Origin of the sequence: Janthinobacterium sp. CG_23.4 (assembly GCF_029892305.1) — a bacterium.
GTDB lineage: Bacteria > Pseudomonadota > Gammaproteobacteria > Burkholderiales > Burkholderiaceae_D > Janthinobacterium > Janthinobacterium lividum_D.
The window spans coordinates 2,336,471-2,351,583 of the sequence record NZ_JARXUX010000001.1 but is presented as its reverse complement, the minus strand read 5'-3'; the positions used below and the strand labels follow the sequence as shown (position 1 = coordinate 2,351,583).

General features: G+C 64.7%; 12 protein-coding genes. 10 read left to right on the top strand and 2 right to left on the bottom strand.

The window, feature by feature from the left end:
- Entirely contained in the window at window positions 1-747 is a 747-nt protein-coding gene (locus H4V96_RS10645; protein ID WP_280720922.1) for a long-chain N-acyl amino acid synthase, read from the bottom strand.
- Between the two features lie 192 nt (window positions 748-939).
- Complete coding sequence (locus H4V96_RS10640; RefSeq protein WP_010398170.1) at window positions 940-1,563, bottom strand: XrtA/PEP-CTERM system exopolysaccharide export protein; 624 nt, start codon at window positions 1,561-1,563, stop codon at window positions 940-942.
- Between the two features lie 252 nt (window positions 1,564-1,815).
- Here H4V96_RS10640 and H4V96_RS10635 point away from each other — a divergent pair, with 252 nt between their 5' ends.
- The 10 genes from H4V96_RS10635 to H4V96_RS10590 are packed head-to-tail and all read left to right on the top strand — an operon-like array spanning window position 1,816 to window position 15,110.
- Window positions 1,816-3,345 carry an XrtA system polysaccharide chain length determinant gene (locus H4V96_RS10635; protein ID WP_196855761.1) on the top strand — a complete coding sequence of 510 codons (1,530 nt, stop codon included), beginning with the start codon at window positions 1,816-1,818 and terminating at the stop codon, window positions 3,343-3,345.
- A gap of 20 nt (window positions 3,346-3,365) precedes the next feature.
- On the top strand, window positions 3,366-4,295 hold the full coding sequence (locus tag H4V96_RS10630) for an XrtA-associated tyrosine autokinase (protein WP_196855762.1): 930 nt from the start codon (window positions 3,366-3,368) through the stop codon (window positions 4,293-4,295).
- Window positions 4,279-5,793: a TIGR03016 family PEP-CTERM system-associated outer membrane protein gene (locus H4V96_RS10625; RefSeq protein WP_196855763.1), complete on the top strand. Its 1,515-nt coding sequence runs from the start codon at window positions 4,279-4,281 to the stop codon at window positions 5,791-5,793. Before H4V96_RS10630 ends, H4V96_RS10625 begins: the two co-directional genes overlap by 17 nt.
- Window positions 5,794-5,805: 12 nt before the next feature.
- Window positions 5,806-6,984, top strand: a complete 1,179-nt coding sequence (gene wecB, locus H4V96_RS10620; protein ID WP_280720921.1) for a UDP-N-acetylglucosamine 2-epimerase (non-hydrolyzing) — start codon at window positions 5,806-5,808, stop codon at window positions 6,982-6,984.
- Window positions 6,981-7,832, top strand: a complete 852-nt coding sequence (locus H4V96_RS10615) for an XrtA system polysaccharide deacetylase (protein WP_196855764.1) — start codon at window positions 6,981-6,983, stop codon at window positions 7,830-7,832. The genes wecB and H4V96_RS10615 overlap by 4 nt, the downstream gene beginning before the upstream one ends.
- Window positions 7,832-9,043, top strand: a complete 1,212-nt coding sequence (locus tag H4V96_RS10610) for a FemAB family XrtA/PEP-CTERM system-associated protein (RefSeq protein WP_196855826.1) — start codon at window positions 7,832-7,834, stop codon at window positions 9,041-9,043. The genes H4V96_RS10615 and H4V96_RS10610 overlap by 1 nt, the downstream gene beginning before the upstream one ends.
- Window positions 9,044-9,058: 15 nt before the next feature.
- On the top strand, window positions 9,059-10,345 hold the full coding sequence (locus H4V96_RS10605) for a TIGR03087 family PEP-CTERM/XrtA system glycosyltransferase (RefSeq protein ID WP_196855765.1): 1,287 nt from the start codon (window positions 9,059-9,061) through the stop codon (window positions 10,343-10,345).
- Window positions 10,342-11,943, top strand: a complete 1,602-nt coding sequence (xrtA, locus tag H4V96_RS10600) for an exosortase A (RefSeq protein WP_196855766.1) — start codon at window positions 10,342-10,344, stop codon at window positions 11,941-11,943. Before H4V96_RS10605 ends, xrtA begins: the two co-directional genes overlap by 4 nt.
- The gene (locus tag H4V96_RS10595; RefSeq protein WP_196855767.1) at window positions 11,933-13,147 is read left to right on the top strand and encodes a TIGR03088 family PEP-CTERM/XrtA system glycosyltransferase; all 1,215 of its coding nucleotides are present in this window, start codon (window positions 11,933-11,935) and stop codon (window positions 13,145-13,147) included. The genes xrtA and H4V96_RS10595 overlap by 11 nt, the downstream gene beginning before the upstream one ends.
- Window positions 13,148-13,157: 10 nt before the next feature.
- Window positions 13,158-15,110 carry an XrtA/PEP-CTERM system amidotransferase gene (locus H4V96_RS10590; protein ID WP_196855768.1) on the top strand — a complete coding sequence of 651 codons (1,953 nt, stop codon included), beginning with the start codon at window positions 13,158-13,160 and terminating at the stop codon, window positions 15,108-15,110.
- Window positions 15,111-15,113 lie beyond the last annotated feature (3 nt).

Here is a 15,113-nt window from a genome sequence, read left to right as displayed (position 1 = left end):
TCAGGTGCGTCCCTGTCGCAGCCGCTCGGTCATGCCAGGCTCATCCCATGTCGGAAAGAAATAGGGGTAAAACGAGCGCTCCCCTCCGTGCTGTTCCATCATGCCGCCGTATTTGTCGATCTGGGCTCGCATATAGTCGAGGTTCAGGCGCAGCAGCACGGCCGGCGCGCCCACGCGCGTGCACTCTCGTTCGCCGCCAAAATCGTTGAAACCGAGCATGCGCTTGTAAAACACCACATGGCGCGGATTGACTTCGATCACATAATCGGTAAAACCGTGAATATTATGGGCGTAGATATAAGAAATATGGATCAGCGCCGCAAACACACGCTTGCTCACGCCCTTGTCGATGGCCAGGCGCGACGGTTCGCACAGGCGCCGGCCTTCCTCACGCAGCACGTCTAGCTTGTCGCGGAAGTTTTCATCGGCGGGCAAGCCCGTCTCCTCATTGTCCAGGCACAAAGTCATGGTACCGACGGTGGCGCCTGCCGTTTCTGCAAACAGGGTGATTTTATTGAGCACATGCGCGGTGCCGGGATTGACGGCATAGCCGCGCCAGCCATACATCTTGCGGATCAGCAAACTGGCCGCCTCGCGCCGACCACGCGAATTGGCCATGCGAATATGAAAGCGCTGCAGGTCGAGCTCGTGCTCCATGGCCGGGTCGATCTTGCCTTCGCCCACCACCAGGTCACTGAAAGTACCTGGCGTGTCGAAGGAAATAATGGGTTCATCTTCAAAGCTCATCTTGTCCTCACGTTCATCGGCAACCATCGGGATGGATTGGGGGCCTATGCCTTGTGACAAGATAAAAACTTAAAAAGTTCCCAGCATCAGTTAAAAAAGCAAAAGAATTGACCTTTAGGCGTCATTAGGGCGCGCTGAAATTTGCCGAAAAGCACGAATATCATGACTGTTTTAGCGTTGTTGAGCTCACGCTTAAAAAAAACTCTCCGGTATCAACAGCACGTCGCCCGGGCGCATCATGACGTTGGCGGAAATATCCCCATCCTTGAGCAGGTCGTCCAGACGCACACCGAGCTGCTGCTGTCTGCCATCGCGCATGCGGATGATGCTGGCCTTGTTGCCGGCGGCAAAGTCGGTGATGCCGCCGACGGCGATGAGCACGTCCATGAGCGACATGCCCAGGCGGTAAGGCAGCGCCTGCGGCTTGGCTGCCTCGCCGATGACCCGGATCTGTTCGCCGTACGGGCCCGAAAAATTGGTGACGATGACCGTCACCACCGGTTGCTGGATGAACTTGCTCAACGCTTGTTCGATGTCGCGCGCCAGTTGGGTCGAAGTCCTGCCGCTGGCAGGCAAATCCTCCACCAGCGGGGTGGTGATCTTGCCGTCCGGCCGCACGGCCACCGTCAGCGACACTTCCGGATTGCGCCAGACAATGATGTTGACGGTGTCGCCCGGGCCGATCAGGTAGTCGTGCATGGGGGCGCTGTCGTCGGCCGGTGCCAGTGCATAGCGTGTGCGGCAGCCCCCCAGCATGCCGGCGGCGCCCGCCAAGACCAGCGTGTGGCATACAAATGCACGGCGTAAGCGATTCATGCGGGGCCTCCTCGATTCGATGGCGCGTCCATGTCCGGCCCCGCAGAACCAGCCTGGGCCGCGAACTTCCTATGATTATTAAAACCCGGCAAGCGAACCTTGAGGCGTATCAAGAAGCAATCATCTGAGGAAATCTTGCTGCGTGGGGGTTCTATACTTTGCTTACTCAACGGGCAAGCATTTCTTGCAAGACGCCATTGTTCGTGCCGCTCGGACATCGAGCGTGCAGCACCGTCACCGGAAGGAAGCGACATGGAGGAATTGATACAGCAGCTGCTTTCCAGCCTGAAAGGCATCTGGAAATACCGCTGGCATGCCGTGCTGGTGGCGTGGCTGGTGGCCATCGGCGGCTTCATCAAGATCATCAGCCTGCCCGACGACTTCCAAACGTCGGCGCGCGTGTTTGTCGATACGCAAACCATCCTCAAGCCGCTGCTGGCGGGCATGACCAGCGTGCCGAACACGGAACAGCAGGTGGCCATCATGAGCCGCACCCTGCTCAGCCGCCCGAACGTGGAGCGCGTGATGCGCATGGTCGACCTCGACCTGGGGACGAAGACCGTGCGCGAACACGAATCCCGGCTCGACGAACTGATGAGCCGCATCAAGATCAGCGGCACCAATGCCTACGATATCTACACCATCAGCTATAGCGGACGCGACCCGAAACTGGTGCGCGACGTGGTGCAAAGCCTGCTGACCATCTTTGTCGAAGGCAGTTTCCAGGGCAAAAAGGGCGATTCGCAGAAAGCCGTGCAATTTATCGACGAGCAGATCAAGAATTACGACGAAAAGCTCAGCGCGGCTGAAAACCTGGTGAAGGAATTCAAGATCCGCAACCAGTTGCTGCTGCCGCGCCAGGGCATCGACTATGGCAGCCAGTTGCTGATGTCGTCCGATAGCCTGAACACTGCCAAGCTGGAGCTGCTCGAGGCAGAACAGGCGCGCAAGGCCATCCTCAGCCAGATCGAGGGCGACGAGCCGGTGCTCGACCTTGAGCCGAACGCGTCGGCTATCGCGCATCCGGAACTCAACGAGCGCATCGCCTCACTCAACAAGAACCTCGACAGCTTGCGCATGCAATTTACGGAATTGCATCCCGACATTATCGCCTCGAAGCGCCTCATTGCCCAACTGGAAGAGCGCAAGATCGAGGAAAGCAAGCTGAAAACGGCGTCCGGCGACCCGGGCAAGAACTACAGCCCCATGCTGCAGCAGTTGAAGGTGGCGCTGACGGAGGCGGACGCCAAGGTGGCCGCTATCCGCGCCCGCGTGCAGGAATACAACACGCGCAATGAGCGTCTGCTGGCAAAAAGCAACGCCGTGCCCGAGGTGGAATCGCAGCTGGCGCAGCTAAACCGCGACTACATCATCAACAAGGAAAACTACGAAAAGCTGATTGGCCGGCGCGAAGCGGCGAAACTCTCGGGCGAACTCAGTTCCAACACCGAGATGATGGCCTTCAAGATCATCGACCCGCCCACGGTGCAATATGCGCCCGTCGGCCCGAACCGTCCGCTGCTGTTCAGTGCGGCGCTGGGCGCAGCCCTGGTGACCGGCATCGCCACGGCCCTCTTGATCAGCCAGGTACGCCCGACCTTTCTCAGTCCCGCCGAACTGCGCGATGCCACGGGCTTGAACGTGCTGGGCACGGTATCGATGAACTGGACGCCGTTGCAGCAAGTGCGCCGCCGCCGCGCGCGCTATGCCTTTAGCGCCTGCCTGGGCAGCCTGTTGCTGCTGTACGGCGGCGTCATGACGGCCGCGCTGCTCAAATTCTAGACCACGCCACGGGAGCGACGATGACCAGCAAGGAGCGCAGCAGCAAGGATAACGGCAGGCAGGCACCCAGCATCCTGGGCGTGGCCGAAGTCCCCGTGCCGTATATGGCGAACAGTGCCGATGGCGTGGAGGGCGCGGCCAGCGTGGAGGGCATGGCTAACACAGACAGCACAGACAGCACAGATAGCGCTGATTGTGCAGACATCGCGGCAGCGGCCGGCAATCCGCAGTACCGCAGCCTGAATCTGACCCGACTGGCGGAGCAAGGCATGCTTACGCAGGAAGGCGGACGCAGTTCGGTGGCCGAAGATTTCCGTATCATCAAGCGCCCGCTGCTGCGCCAGGCGCGCGCCAGCGGCGCCGAGGCCATCCGCCACGGCAACTTGATCGTCGTCACGAGCGCCATGCCCGGCGAAGGCAAGACGTATTGCGCCATTAACCTGGCCATGAGTATCGCCATGGAAATGGATATCACGGTGCTGCTGGTCGATGCCGACGTGGCGCGCCCGTCGGTGCTGAAAGTGCTGGGTCTGCCGCCCGAACCGGGGCTGATGGACGTGCTGCTCGACCCGCAACTGGCGATGGCAGACGTGATCCTGAAAAGCAACGTCGCCAACCTCAGCATCCTGCCCGCCGGGCGCAGCAACAAGCACGCGACAGAATTGCTGGCCAGCCGGGCCATGAGCCGCCTGCTGGCCGAGATCGCCAGCCGCTACGCCGACCGCGTCGTCGTCTTCGACTCGCCGCCCTTGCTGATCACCAGCGAAGCGCACGCGCTGGTGGGGCAGATGGGCCAAGTGGTGATGGTCGTCGAGGCGGAAACGACGACCCAGCACGCCGTCAAGGAAGCGCTGCGCCAGATCGATTCGTGCGAACACATACATTTAATCTATAACAAAACCAAATCGTTCCCCGGCAACAACTACTACGGCTATGGCCATTACGACTAGCCGCTGGCTGCCCTTGCTATCGTTGCTGCTGTCCGTGCCGGCCTTAGCGGTCGACTGGCTGGTGAAACCCTCGCAGCGCCTGCGTGCAAGCTACACCGACAATGCGCTGCGCGCGCCGCCAGGCCAGGCGCAAGCTGATTTCATCACGGAAATCGCGCCCGCCATCGCCCTCATCGGCACGGGCCCGCGCCTGCGCGTCGATCTCGATTACAGCTGGCATAAGTTGCTCTCGGGGCAACGCGGCAATAGCGACAATCACGCGCTGCATACCGCGGCCGATGCCGAGCTGGCGAAGGACTGGTTCTTCATCGATGCCAACGCCAGCGTCAGCCGGCAGAACCTCTCGCCATTCGGCCCGCAACTGATAGACGCGCTGCCCGACACAAACAATACCAGCACCGTGCGCACCACCGGCATCAGCCCCTATTTGCGGCACCGCTTCCGCGGCCTGGCCACGGCCGAACTGCGCTACACGCGCAATACATTCAACAGTGGCGGCGAATTGCAGTCCGTACACAGTGACGAGCTGCAATTGCAGCTCAGCGGCGAGCCGCACAGCATGGGCTGGGACTGGAACGCCAGCCACAACGTGCGCCGCACGCAGGACAGCAAGCTGGCGCCAGTGCGCATGCAGCGCAGTAGCCTGGGTTTGCGTTACACGTTGAGCAGAAAATGGGCGACCATGGCCAGCGGCGGCATGGAAAAGGAAGGCTATATCGCGCGCAGCGGCAAGGCACCGGAAGGCCGTTTCTGGTCGTTGGGCGGCGTGTGGACGCCTTCACCGCGCACCAGCCTTGCCTTCAGCACGGGCAAGCGCTTTTTTGGCAACACCTACAGCGTCGATGCCACATTCCTGCAGCGCCATACCAACTGGCAACTCAATTACAGCGAAGATATCACCACCATGCCGATGCAGTTCGCGCGCCTGGGCGAGCGCGACGCGGGCCAGTTGCTCGATCAATTATGGCGCGGCATGTTTCCGAATGCACGCGAGAGGCGCTTGCGCATCATTGCCTTCCTGCGCTACGCCAACAGCCTGGGACCGGAACAGGGCGCCATCCATTATTTTAGCCACAGTTACTTCCTGCAAAAGCAGTTGAAACTGACGATGGCGCGCGCCACGCCCAAAAGCACGATGATCTTTGGTGTCACAGTCGTCGAGCGCACGGCGCAAACGGCCAGCGGCATCGACAGTGTCTTGCTGCCAGGCCTGGAGTTCGGCAGCGAAGAGCGCACGCGCCAGATTGGCAGCAACGTCGGCTGGAGCTGGCAAGCCAGTACGCGCAGCAACGTCAATATCAATGCCGGCTACGCCAGCGTGCGTTCGCTGAGCGTGCCACGGCGCGACAATAACATCAGCGTGACGGCCGGCTATACGCGCCTGCTGCAGCCAAACATGACGGCCAGCATCGACGTGCGGCACACGCGGCACGCCAGCAACCGGGGCGACGGCTATCACGAAAACGGCGTCAGCGCGACGCTCACCATGCAATTCTAAGGAGGCCGCAGCATGTCCAGCATGTCCAGCAGGTCCGATCGTTCGCCACCGTCCAGCGCGCATCTGCACCTGCTGTGCGTGGTAGCGGCGCGCCCCAACCTGATGAAAATGGCGCCCATCCTGGCCGCCCTGGCACGCCAGGCGCCTGCCGTGCGCATAACTTTATTGCACACCGGGCAACATTACGATGCCGCCATGAACGACCAGCTGTTTGCCGACCTGGGCCTGCGCGCGCCCGACATCGCCCTCGACGTCGGCTCGGCCAATCACGCGCAGCAGACGGCCGAGATCACGCGCCGCTTCGATGCCGTGCTCGACGCCGCACCGCCGCTGGCACCGGACGCCGTGCTGGTGGTGGGCGACGTCAATTCCACCCTGGCCTGCGCGCTGGTGGCGGCCAAGCGGGCCATCCCCGTGATCCACGTCGAGGCGGGCTTGCGCAGCGGCGACCGGCGCATGCCCGAGGAAATCAACCGCGTGCTGACGGATCAACTGTCCAGCCTGCTGCTGACGAGCGAAGAAGGCGCGCGCGCCAACCTGCTGCGCGAAGGCATCGCCGCCGAGCGCATCCACTTTACCGGCAACGTCATGATCGACAGCCTGCGACAGCAGTTGCCGCGCGCCGTGCCACCTGCCACCACGCTGCGCGCGCACGGCTATGCCTGTCCACCCGCGTATGGCCTGCTGACGCTGCACCGGCCGTCGAATGTGGACGACGTGGCGCAGCTGCAAGCGCTGCTGCAGGCGCTGGGACAATTGGCGCAGCAGTTGCCGCTGCTGTTTCCCATCCACCCGCGCACCCTGGCCGGCTTGCGCCTGGCAGGCCTGGAACCCGTGCTGGCGCGCCATGCCATCGTCTGCCTGCCGCCGCTGGGCTACCTGGAATTGCTGGGCCTGATGCAAGGCGCGCGCCTGGTGCTGACCGATTCGGGCGGCATCCAGGAAGAAAGCACGGCCCTGGGCGTGCCTTGTCTGACGCTGCGCGCCAATACGGAACGGCCCGTCACCGTCAGCGCTGGCACGAATACACTGGCTGGCACTGACCCGACCGCCATCCTGGCGCTGGCACGCGCCATTCTGGAGACAGGCGGCAAGCAGGGCTGCATTCCACCGCTGTGGGATGGCCATGCAGCCACGCGCATCGCCGCCGTCATCGCGCCCTGGCTGGCAGCGCGCCGGAGTCTGCCATGACGCCGCCAGCAATATTACGCAACGCCCTGACCATCGACGTGGAAGACTATTTCCAGGTATCGGCCTTTGCGCCACACATCGCGCGCGCCGACTGGCCCCGCCTCGAATGCCGGATCGAGGCCAATATCGAGCGCATTTTGCTGCTGCTCGAGAGCCGCCGCATCCACGCCACTTTTTTTACCCTGGGCTGGATCGCCGAACGCTATCCGGCCATGCTGCGCCGTGTGGCCGAGGCCGGGCACGAAGTGGCCAGCCATGGCTATGCCCACCTGCGCGCCAGCGAGCAGTCAGCCGCACAGTTCGCCGACGATGTCTGCCATAGCAAGACCATCCTGGAACAATTGACGGGGCTGGCCGTGCGCGGTTACCGGGCGCCCAGCTTTTCCATCGGTGCGACCAATCTGTGGGCCTTCGACGTACTGCAGGAAGCAGGCTACCGCTACAGTTCCAGCATCTACCCTATCCGCCACGACCATTACGGCATGCCGGACTCTCCGCGCTATGCATGGCGCCCGCGCGGGCCGCACGGCGTGCTGGAACTGCCCGTCAGCACCGTGCGCCTGCGCGGGCGCAACTTGCCGGCCGGCGGCGGCGGCTATTTTCGCCTGCTGCCGTATGCACTGTCGCGCTGGCTTTTGCGACGCATCAATTCGTGCGACGGGCAAGCTGGCATATTCTATTTTCATCCCTGGGAACTCGATCCAGGCCAGCCGCGCCCGCCGGGTCTGAGCATGAAGACGCGCTTTCGCCACTACCTGAACCTGGGGCGCATGGAAGCGCGGCTGACGCGCCTGACGGCCGACTTCGCTTGGGACCGTATGGACCGTATTTTTCTCGAAAGCACATGATGCACGAGGCCAGCCTTCCGCCCGATCCCGCGCGCCCCAGCGCCGCCTTCTGCGCCCAGCCCGAGCTTGCGCAGGCCGCTGCCATCGTGGTGCGCTCGCTGCAGGCGCACGAGCATGAGCGCTGGGATGCCTTTGTCGAAGCTTGTCCCGAGGCCACCTTCTTTCACCGCGCCGGCTGGCAAACCATCGTGCAGCAAGGTTTCAAGCATGACTGCCATTTCCTGTACGCGCAACAGGACGGGCGCATCGTCGGCGTGCTGCCGCTGGCCCACATGCGCAGCCGTTTGTTCGGCTCGTCCCTCGTCTCGCTGCCATTCTGCGTGTACGGCGGCATCGCCGGCGCCAACCCGGCCGCGCGGCTGGCCCTCGACGCCGCCGCGCAGGCGCTGGCGCGGCGTCTTGGTGTGGGGCACCTGGAATACCGCTGGCGCGAGCTACAAGACGATGTGCAGGGCAATGCGCAAGACAAGACGCAAGACAAGACGCAAGACAAGGTACAGGACGATGCGCAGGACGGTGCGCAAAAAAATACGCGGGAGAGCGCCGCTGCAGGCTGGCTGCACAAGCCCCTGTACGCGACCTTCCGCCGTCCCTTGCAGCCGGATGCCGAACAGAATCTGCTATTGATTCCCCGCAAGCAGCGCGCCGTCGTGCGCAAGGCCATGGCGGCCGGCCTGCACAGCACCGTCGAAGATGACCTCGCGCATTTCTACCCAATTTACGCAGCCAGCCTACACCGGCTGGGCACGCCCGTCTTCGCGCGCCGCCATTTTTCGCTGCTACGCACGGTCTTCGGTAGCGCTTGCGAGATCCTCACCGTCTATCACGGCCGGCAGGCGCAAGCGAGCGTGCTGCTATTTTATTTCCGCGATGAAGTGCTGCCGTATTACGGCGGCGGCACGCCACTGGCGCGCAGCACGGGGGCCAACGACTTCATGTACTGGGAAGCGATGCGCCGTGCCTGCGCGCGCGGTTACCGCCTGTTCGATTTCGGCCGCAGCAAGCTGGGCACGGGGGCCTTCGACTTCAAGAAAAACTGGGGTTTTACCGCGCAAGCGCTGCCGTATGCCTATCGGCTCGTGCGCGCCAAGGCCTTGCCGGAAGTCAACCCACTGAACCCCAAATACGCGCTCTTCATCCGCCTCTGGCGGCGCCTGCCGCTGCCGCTGGCCAACCTGCTGGGGCCGCATATCGTGCGCCAGCTGGGCTAAGCAAGGGGATACACGATGCGCGAACTGTTATTGCTCACCCACCGCCTGCCGTATCCGCCCAACAAGGGTGACAAGATACGCGCGTGGCACATGCTGCAATACCTGAGCCGGCATTTCCGCGTGCATCTCGGCTGCTTCATCGACGATGACGACGACTGGCAACATGCGAAAACCGTCGCTGCCCTGTGCGCCAGCACGCGCTTCATCGACTTGCGGCGCGCCACTGCCCGCTGGCGCGCCTTGCAGGCGCTGCTGTCGCGGCAAGCCATGAGCGTACATTACTACCGCGATGCGCGCCTGCTGCAATGGGTCGATGGCTTGCTATATAGCGGCAAGGTGCGTCATGCGCTGGCCTTTTCCGGGCCCATGGCGCAATACATCGATGGCGCCGCGCGCCACGCCCTGCACCGCGTGATCGATTTCGTCGATGTCGATTCCGACAAATGGCGCCAGTACGGCGACAGCAAGCCCTGGCCCATGTCGCTGCTGTACCGGCGCGAAGCGCAGCTGCTATTGCAGTACGAGCGCCATATCGCCCAGCAGTTCACGGCCGCCAGCTTTGTCTCGCCGGCCGAAGCGGCTCTGTTCCGCCAGTGCGCGCCCATGGCGCAGCGCAAGACGGGGCATGTCAACAACGGTGTCGATACGGCGTATTTCAAGCCCATGCCAGCCCAGCCCGGCGTGTATCGGCCCGGCGTGCAGGCGCTGGTATTTACGGGCGCCATGGATTACTGGCCCAATATCGACGCCGTGCAATGGTTCGTGCGCCACGTCTGGCCCACGCTGCGGCGCCAGTTTCCCCAGTTGCAGTTTTACATCGTCGGCAGCGCGCCCGTGCCCGCCGTAACGGCGCTGGCCAAGGTGGCCGGCGTGGTGGTGACGGGCAAGGTGCCCGATGTCCGGCCCTATCTGGCCGGCGCGGCGCTGGCCGTGGCACCGCTGCGCATCGCCCGCGGCGTGCAAAACAAGGTGCTCGAAGCGATGGCGATGGGCAAGATCGTGCTGGCAACGCCGCAGGCGCTCGAAGGCATTGCCGCCCAGCCGGGCCTGGAACTGCTGCTGGCGCGCGACGATGCCGAATTCATCCACCATGCCGCGCGCGTGCTGCGCAACGCCCACGATGGTGCCGCCGAAGGGAGCTGCGCGGCCATCGGCGTGGCGGCACGCCGGCTGGTCGTGCACGATTACGACTGGGAACGCAACCTGCGCGGCCTGGGCGTCATGCTCGGCTTGTCTGCCGAGGCCGAGGCCGGCGGCAGCGCCGCAGCGCCGACTGAGCCCGTGCGGGAGATCTCCACATGAGCCTGCGGCGCAACAGCGTCGCCCGTTTGCCAGACGCGGCCGTCCTGGCGTGCGGCCCTGGCCAAGGCCTGACGGCCCAGCCCGCCCTGACGGCCCTGCTGCCGGCCTTGGCCGCCGTCATTCTGCTGTATCACGCCACCTTCTGGTCGATGCTGGAACTGTGGTCGCGCTCGCAGACGTTCGCGCACGGTTTCTTGATCGTGCCCATCAGTGGCTGGCTGGCCTGGCGCCAGCGCTCCCACCTGGCCGCGCTGGCGCCCCAGCCGTCGTCGCCAGGCTTGCTGCTGCTGGCAGCCCTGGGGCTTGTCTGGCTGCTGGCCGACGCCGCCAACGTCCCCGTGGTGGAACAAACTACGGCCACGGCCATGCTGCCCGCGTGCGTGCTGGCCATCCTCGGCTGGCCAGCCGTGCGCCTGCTGGCCTTTCCCCTCGGCTATCTGTTTCTCGCCGTGCCATTTGGCGAATTCTTCCTGGCGCCCCTGATCGACTTCACGGCCGCGTTCACGGTGACCGCGCTGCAATGGACGGGCATACCCGTGTTTCGCGATGGCAATAATTTTTCTTTGGCTAGCGGTAACTGGTCGGTCGTAGAAGCGTGCAGTGGCTTGCGCTACCTGATCGCTGCGCTGGCTCTGGGCGCCCTGTTCGCCCATCTGCACTGCCAAAGCACGCGGCGGCGCATGGCCGTCATGGCTGCCGCCCTACTTGTGCCCATCCTCGCCAACGGCCTGCGGGCCTACCTGATCGTGATGCTGGGCCACCTGAGCAATATGCGCCTGGCCGTGGGTCTCGACCACCTGATTTATGGCTGGCTGTTTTTTGGCCTGGTGGCGCTGCTGCTGTTTTGGCTGGCGACGCGCTGGCGCGAATTGGCGCCCCAGAGCGGCGTGCCGCGCGCGCCGCCCTTGCCCCCTGGCGCTGCTAGGGCCGGCATGCGTCCCGTCATACGCGCCAGCCTAGCTTGTGTACTGCTGGCGGCGCTGTGGCCGGCGCTGGCGCTGGCCACCCACCGAGCAGCAGCGGCAGCGCCAGGCTCGGCCGTCGTACTGACTTTGCCCGATCCGCCCGCCTGGCGACGCCTGCACGGCGCGGTCCCGGGCGGACCAATCTGGCAGGCGCCGTATGCGGGCGCGCCTGCGCTGTTTGCCGCCACGTATGTGCGCCAGGCGGGCGACGGCGCGCCAGTGATGTTGCAGCTGCACTGGTATGCGCGCCAGGCGCGCGATGCCGAACTGCTGACGCATCAGTCTGCACCATATGGCGCGCGCTCGATGGCGCTGGCGCAGCGCGTGCAAGAGCTCACCCTGCCCAGCGGCTCCCTGGCCGTACGCGAAAGCGTGCTGGCGCACGCCGGCGAACGCTTGCTGGTGTGGCGCGTGTATCGCCAGGGCGGCATCGTCACGGCCCGGCCCGTGCTGGTCAAACTGTTGCTGGCGCAAGCGAAGCTGCTGGGCACGCGCCAGGATGGTGCCGACATCATCGTCTTTGCCACCTACGACGAGCTGGCGCCGCCGCCGCGCGCGCGCCTGCAAGCGTTCCTGCAGGCAGCGCTACCGGTCATCGAACAACGCTTGCAGGAGCTGCCGCATGGCCCCTGACACTGACACTGACACTGCCACCTACCGCACGACAGCGGCCAATGCCGCCCCCCTGATCGTGCATGTGATTCACCAGCTTGACGTGGGCGGGCTGGAAAACGGCCTGCTCAACCTGATCAATCATTTGCCGCCGCAGCGCTACCGGCATGCCATCGTCTGTCTGAAAAACGCCACCGCATTTCGCCAGCGCCTGATCATCCCCGGTGTCGATATCATCAGCCTGGACAAGCGCGAAGGCAAGGACTGGCGCCACTATCTGCACCTGTACCGCGTACTGAAGCAACTGCAACCGGCAATCGTGCACACGCGCAACCTGGGCTGTCTCGAAGTGCAGCTACTGGCCTGCATGGCCGGCGTGCGTCTGCGCGTGCATGGCGAACACGGGCGCGACATGAGCGACTTGCACGGCACCGGTCGCAAATACCGGCTGCTGCGCAAATGCATGCTGCCGCTGGTGCAGCACATCATTGCCGTCAGCGCCGACCTGCGGCAATGGCTGGTCGATGCCATCGGCGCGGCGCCCACACAGGTATCGCACATCGGCAATGGCGTTGACAGCATGCAATTCCATCCGCGCCTGGGGGCACCGGCCGTCGTGGGGCCGCCCGGTTTCCTGTGCGATGACGCCTTCGTCATCGGCAGCGTGGGGCGCATGGTGGCCGTCAAGGACCATGCGTCGCTGGTGCAAGCGTTCTTGCTGCTGCTGGCGCAGCCGCGCGCGCGCGCGCGCCTGCGCCTGATCCTCGTGGGCGACGGGCCGTGCCGCCAGGCATGCCTGAGCCTGCTGCAGCAGGCTGGCGTGGCCCATCTGGCCTGGTTGCCCGGGACGCGTGACGACGTGGCGCAGCTGCTGCGCGCCATGGACCTGTTCGTGCTGCCCTCGCTGGCCGAAGGCAGCTCGAACACCATCCTCGAAGCGATGGCGACCGGGTTGCCCATCGTCGCCACCCAGGTCGGCGGCAACGCCGAACTGGTGCAGTCGGGCTGGAGCGGCACTCTGGTGCCGCCCGGTTCGCCCCAGATGCTGGCCGACGCCATGCTCGACTACTACCGCATGCCCGAATTGGCTTACTGCCATGGCGCGCGCGGGCGACGCCAGGTGCTGGCCGAACACAGCCTGCCCGCGATGGCCGGCGCCTACCTGGCCGTGTACGACCGCCTGACGGGCGCGTGCCAGCCCTCTCCCCTGTCCACCTCTGCCTGAAAGGCTTCCCATGTGCGGCATCAGCGGTATCTTTGATTTGCAGGGCCAGCGCGACATCGACGTGCTGCTGCTGGCGCGCATGAACCATAGCCTGCGCCACCGGGGGCCGGACGAAGCGGGCTTGCACCGCGAGCCGGGGCTGGGACTGGCGCACCGGCGCCTGAGCGTGATCGACCTGGCCAGCGGCCAGCAACCGCTGTTCAACGCCGAGCGCAGCATCGCCATCGTCTTCAATGGTGAAATCTATAACTATCGCAGCCTGACGGCCGAACTGCGCCAGTTTGGCCACCAGTTCCGCACCAGCAGCGACACGGAAGTCATCGTCCGCGCCTGGGAGCAGTGGGGCGAACATTGCGTGCAGCACCTGCGCGGCATGTTTGCCTTCGCCCTGTGGGACCGCCGGCGCCATCTGCTATTTCTGGCGCGCGACCGCCTCGGCGTAAAACCGCTGTATTACGCCGAGGCGGACGATGGCACCCTGCTGTTCGGCTCCGAACTGAAAGCCCTGCTCGCCCATCCAGCCATGCCGCACGCGCTAGACCCGCTGGCCGTGGAAGAGTATTTTGCGTACGGCTACGTACCCGAGCCGCGCAGCATCTTCCAGCATGCGCGCAAGCTGCCGCCCGGGCATACCCTCTGCATCCGCGCGGGCCAGGCCTTGCCCGTGCCGCAAGCGTACTGGGATATTCCGTTCACGCCGAATCCACCCGCCAGCGAAGCGCAGGCAGCCGACGAATTGCTGGCGCGCCTGCGCGAAGCGGTGCGCATCCGCATGGTGGCCGAAGTGCCACTGGGAGCCTTCCTGTCGGGCGGTGTCGATTCCAGCGCCGTCGTGGCGCTGATGGCCGGCGCAAGCACCACACCCATCAACACTTGCTCCATCTCGTTTGGCGACCCGGCGTACAATGAAACGCGCTATGCCGAGCAGGTGACGCGCCGCTACGCCACGGCGCACCACGCACGCCAGGTGGAGCAAGATGACTTCGAACTGATCGACCTGCTGGCCAATCTGTACGACGAACCGTTCGCCGACAGTTCCGCCCTGCCCACGTACAGAGTCTGCCAGCTGGCGCGCCAGCGCGTCACCGTGGCCCTGTCGGGCGACGGCGGCGATGAAAGCCTGGCCGGCTATCGACGCTACCGCCTGCACGCGCGCGAGGAAAGGGTGCGCAAGGCGCTGGCCCCCTTGCTGCCGGCGGGCTTGCGCGAGTCACTGTTCGGCACCCTGGGGCGGCTCTACCCGAAAGCCGACTGGGCACCGCGCTTCCTGCGCGCCAAGACGACCTTCGAGGGCTTGGCGCGCGACACGACGGATGCGTATTTTCATGGCGTCAGCCTGCTCGGCGACGCCATGCGCGCGCGCCTGTTCAGCCCCGAGCTGCGGCGCAGCCTGCAAGGCTACCGCGCCGTGGAAGTGCTGCGCCGGCACGCGCTGGCCAGTCCCGCGCAAGATCCCCTGTCGCAAGTGCAGTATCTGGACCTGAAAACCTACCTGCCAGGCGACATCCTCACCAAGGTGGACCGGGCCAGCATGGCGCATGCGCTGGAAGTGCGTTCGCCCCTGCTCGACCACGAGCTGGTGGCGTGGATGTCAGGCCTGCCGCCGCATTTCAAGCTGCGGCGCGGTGTCGGCAAGTACTTGCTGAAAAAGGCCCTGCACCCGCTGCTGCCCGACACTCTGCTGTACCGCCACAAGATGGGCTTTTCGGTGCCACTGGCCGCCTGGCTGCGCGGCCCGCTGCGCCAGCGCCTGCAACAGCGACTGCTGGGCCCCACCCTGGTGCAGTGCGGTCTGTTCGACATGGATTACGTGCGCCTGCTGCTCGATCAGCACGCCAGCGGACGGCGCGACTACAGCGCGCCCCTGTGGGCGCTGCTGATGTTCGAGGCTTTCCTGCGCCAGGTGCTGCCGGTGCACGGCCGCAAGACGCCGCTGCAGGCCCCGGCCATGGCAATGGAGTGAGTC

Excerpts from the sequence above, each read along its gene's own strand:
- H4V96_RS10645 (WP_280720922.1), bottom strand. The coding sequence starts at position 747 with ATGAGCTTTGAAGATGAACCCATTATTTCCTTCGACACGCCAGGTACT.
- H4V96_RS10640 (WP_010398170.1), bottom strand. The coding sequence starts at position 1,563 with ATGAATCGCTTACGCCGTGCATTTGTATGCCACACGCTGGTCTTGGCG.
- H4V96_RS10635 (WP_196855761.1), top strand. The coding sequence starts at position 1,816 with ATGGAGGAATTGATACAGCAGCTGCTTTCCAGCCTGAAAGGCATCTGG.
- H4V96_RS10630 (WP_196855762.1), top strand. The coding sequence starts at position 3,366 with ATGACCAGCAAGGAGCGCAGCAGCAAGGATAACGGCAGGCAGGCACCC.
- H4V96_RS10625 (WP_196855763.1), top strand. The coding sequence starts at position 4,279 with ATGGCCATTACGACTAGCCGCTGGCTGCCCTTGCTATCGTTGCTGCTG.
- wecB (WP_280720921.1), top strand. The coding sequence starts at position 5,806 with ATGTCCAGCATGTCCAGCAGGTCCGATCGTTCGCCACCGTCCAGCGCG.
- H4V96_RS10615 (WP_196855764.1), top strand. The coding sequence starts at position 6,981 with ATGACGCCGCCAGCAATATTACGCAACGCCCTGACCATCGACGTGGAA.
- H4V96_RS10610 (WP_196855826.1), top strand. The coding sequence starts at position 7,832 with ATGCACGAGGCCAGCCTTCCGCCCGATCCCGCGCGCCCCAGCGCCGCC.
- H4V96_RS10605 (WP_196855765.1), top strand. The coding sequence starts at position 9,059 with ATGCGCGAACTGTTATTGCTCACCCACCGCCTGCCGTATCCGCCCAAC.
- xrtA (WP_196855766.1), top strand. The coding sequence starts at position 10,342 with ATGAGCCTGCGGCGCAACAGCGTCGCCCGTTTGCCAGACGCGGCCGTC.
- H4V96_RS10595 (WP_196855767.1), top strand. The coding sequence starts at position 11,933 with ATGGCCCCTGACACTGACACTGACACTGCCACCTACCGCACGACAGCG.
- H4V96_RS10590 (WP_196855768.1), top strand. The coding sequence starts at position 13,158 with ATGTGCGGCATCAGCGGTATCTTTGATTTGCAGGGCCAGCGCGACATC.